Genomic DNA, 3,055 nt, shown 5'->3' with positions numbered 1-3,055 from the left:
CCGGTGTTCCTCCGCCGCCAGCCGAAGCCGAGCCGGCGCCGGTTGCCGCGCCGCCGCCTTCACCGGTCCAGGCCACCGAGGTGGCGCAGGCCAGCACGGATTTCGTGGTGCCGCCGGAAAGCGTGCCGCGAACCGAAGTCAGCGTCGTACCACGTGACAGCACGCCCGTTGTGCGCGAGCGCAGCGTGCAGCCGGTGCAGGCGCCGCCGACGCCAAGCCAGATGCGCAGCCCGGAACTGGCCGTGCGCACGCCGCAGGTGCGTGACATCCAGGTGCGCGAACGCGAAGTCAGCATCGTCGAAGCGCCCGTCGCGCCCAAACCGCTGCGCAGCCCTGAAATGCAGGTTCGCGTGCCACAGCAGGACGTGCAGGTGCTTGAACGTGAAGTGCAGGCCGTGGCCGATCCGCAGGTGCGGATGGCGGCGCTGGCCGGGCGTGAGCCCGCCGTACGCGCGCCCACCGGCCGTGATGTACAGGTGCGGGAGCGTGAAGTGGCCCCGGCACCGGCGGTGGCACCGGCATCCTCCAGTGGCAGTGCCACCGTGACGCCTGCGGCTGCGGCCCAAGGCCGCGCGGCGCAGACGAGCAGCAGCACGCGTCCGTCAGCCTCCAGCAGCACACCGGCAAACGCAGGAGCGCGCCCGGCCCCCGATCCCGGCAACTGGGCGACACCGGCCAAGGGCGATGACTGGGGATCTTCCAGCCGCAGCCGCGACGGCAGCAATGGCGGTGCCCGCCAGGCCAGTGCCGCCGGCAGGGGCAATGGCCTGTTCAATGCCGATGGCAGCGTACGCGTGCCGGGCCAGGACGGCGACGGCCACGCCGAGCGAGGTGCGCCCGGTGGCGCCAACGACGGCTGGAGCAAGGAGCGCATCGCGCAATCGGGCACATGGCTGAAACGTCCGCCGTACGACTACACGCCGACGTCGTTCGACAAGTACTGGGTGCCACAGGAATCGCTGCTGGCCGAATGGGTGCGCAAGGGCGTCAAGGCGATGGAGATTCCACTGCCGGGCACCAACACGAGGATTTCCTGCGTCATTTCGATCCTGCAGGCCGGCGGTGGCTGTGGCCTGACCAACCCCAACATGCAGGACCAGCCGGCCGTGGCACGGCCGCCGCCGGACATTCCGTTCAAGAAGGAACTTCAGGAAGACAACGGCAGCCGCTAGGACGGCGCATCCACGCATGGCGTGGATCTACTGTGCATCCAGCTGCGCCGGGTAGATCCACGCCATGCGTGGATGATCCATGGGGGGGCACGCCCATGCCGACCAAGGTCAGCCTCTATCAGGGCGTTGCCCTTACGCGCTCTGTGACAGGAACACCCAGAACGGTACATCGCGACCGACCCAATCGCGGCTGGCTTCATCCATCACGTCCAGCAGGGTGGCGAAGTCCCTCTGTGCGTTGGCACGCAGTGCATCCACGTCGGCCAGGAACAGCGCGTAGCCGTTGGCTGGCAGCCATTGCAGATCACGCAGGTTGTCCGACAGTGCATCCCAGTTGCCGCCGAAACCGGCCGGGAAATCCAGCTGCGCGGCGAGCCGGGCGAGCAGGGTGCGCTTGTCCGTCACGCCCTCCAGATCGATGCGGATCACCTTCAGGCTGGCATCGCGCATTGCTGCGGCCAGTGCGCCGATGTCATCGCTGTCGATGGCATAGACGCCGGCATTATTGATGTCATGCAGGCCGAGGCCGAAATCATCGTGGCTCATCACTGCGCTCCCTGGGCCGGTACGGTGAAGCTGCGGAACGATTCGTAGTGGTCGTCGGTGTAGTACCACGCCTCCGGCGGATCGCCGCCGGTGACGATGCGGCGCGTGCCACGCGTGCGTGCACCGGGGGTGTCGACGGTGTACTCGCGGTAGTAGCCACGCGGACGTTGCGGCAATTGCTGTTCACGGTTGCCGAAGGTGGTGCCGTCCTGGCGGTGCGGGAATGGACCGCCTCGCTGGATCAGGGCAATGGTCTGGCGTGCTTCGGTGGGCAGGAACGCGGGCAGGCCGTTGTCCCGTCCGGGCGTGGCCGTGGCAGGCGCCCGGGCGGTCGGTGTTCCCTGCAGGTCCGGTGCGAACTGTGGCGCCGGCGGCCGTTGCAGGAAATGGTTGGCGACCAGGCCGAGCAGCAGCAGGGCGATGGCGGTGATCAGCAGCCGGGGGTTGCGCATGGGCAGGGGCGGGCGAGGGTGGTACATGCACTGTAGCGCCTGCGCGCTGCATGGCACATGAGGAGGGCGCCGCGTCACTGCTGCGTAACAATTGCCGTCGTGCTCACTGGCAGGACGCAATTTCCTTTACATCCCCCTTGGTAATCTGCGGGTCTGTCCCCATCATTCACGGCGCACCGCCCGACATCGTCGGGTGCCCTCGCAATCAGGAGATGCATCATGGCCTACACCCTGCCCAAGCTGTCCTACGCCTACGACGCGCTGGAGCCGCATATCGATGCGGCGACGATGGAAATCCATCACACCAAGCATCACCAGACCTACATCAACAACGTCAACGCGGCGCTGGAAGGCACCGAATACGCTGACCTGCCGGTCGAAGAGCTGGTGAAGAAGCTCAAGTCGCTGCCGGAGAACCTGCAGGGTCCGGTGCGCAACAACGGTGGTGGCCATGCCAACCACTCGCTGTTCTGGACCGTGATGGCCCCGAACGCAGGTGGCAACCCGGTGGGTGACGTGGCCAAGGCCATCGACAAGGACCTGGGCGGTTTCGACAAGTTCAAGGACGCCTTCACCAAGGCGGCGCTGACCCGTTTCGGCAGCGGCTGGGCGTGGCTGAGCGTGACCCCGGACAAGAAGGTGGTGGTCGAGAGCACCGGCAACCAGGACAGCCCGCTGATGGAAGGCAACACCCCCATCCTCGGCCTGGACGTGTGGGAACACGCGTACTACCTGAAGTACCAGAACCGCCGCCCGGAATACATCGGCGCGTTCTTCAACGTCATCGACTGGAATGAAGTCGAGCGCCGTTACCAGGAAGCGATCGCCTGATCGCGGTGATGGGATGAGTGGAAAGGCCGGGGGAGACCCCGGCCTTTCCTGTTG

General features: G+C 66.7%; 4 protein-coding genes. 2 read left to right on the top strand and 2 right to left on the bottom strand.

What is annotated here, in order from left to right; genetic code table 11:
- Nucleotides 1-1,172 (top strand): hypothetical protein (locus N5E02_RS20615; protein WP_279946707.1); only part of this gene is annotated, 1,172 nt, incomplete at its 5' end.
- Nucleotides 1,173-1,304: 132 nt separating this feature from the next.
- Here the strand turns inward: N5E02_RS20615 and N5E02_RS20610 are convergent.
- Nucleotides 1,305-1,718 (bottom strand): barstar family protein, encoded by a 414-nt coding sequence (locus tag N5E02_RS20610; protein WP_171955558.1) that lies wholly within the window; start codon nucleotides 1,716-1,718, stop codon nucleotides 1,305-1,307.
- Nucleotides 1,718-2,170, bottom strand: a complete 453-nt coding sequence (locus N5E02_RS20605; protein WP_061478000.1) for a ribonuclease domain-containing protein — start codon at nucleotides 2,168-2,170, stop codon at nucleotides 1,718-1,720. The genes N5E02_RS20610 and N5E02_RS20605 overlap by 1 nt, the downstream gene beginning before the upstream one ends.
- 219 nt (nucleotides 2,171-2,389) lie before the next feature.
- Here N5E02_RS20605 and N5E02_RS20600 point away from each other — a divergent pair, with 219 nt between their 5' ends.
- Complete coding sequence (locus N5E02_RS20600; protein WP_005410310.1) at nucleotides 2,390-3,001, top strand: superoxide dismutase; 612 nt, start codon at nucleotides 2,390-2,392, stop codon at nucleotides 2,999-3,001.
- The last annotated feature ends 54 nt before the right edge of the window (nucleotides 3,002-3,055 follow it).

The sequence above is a fragment of the Stenotrophomonas sp. GD03777 genome (assembly GCF_029842485.1).
Classification (GTDB): domain Bacteria; phylum Pseudomonadota; class Gammaproteobacteria; order Xanthomonadales; family Xanthomonadaceae; genus Stenotrophomonas; species Stenotrophomonas sepilia.
This window is presented reverse-complemented; position numbering and strand designations above follow the sequence as displayed.

Bases quoted from the DNA above. Each gene is read 5' to 3' on its own strand.
- N5E02_RS20610 (WP_171955558.1), bottom strand. From the start codon at position 1,718: ATGAGCCACGATGATTTCGGCCTCGGCCTGCATGACATCAATAATGCC.
- N5E02_RS20605 (WP_061478000.1), bottom strand. From the start codon at position 2,170: ATGCGCAACCCCCGGCTGCTGATCACCGCCATCGCCCTGCTGCTGCTC.
- N5E02_RS20600 (WP_005410310.1), top strand. From the start codon at position 2,390: ATGGCCTACACCCTGCCCAAGCTGTCCTACGCCTACGACGCGCTGGAG.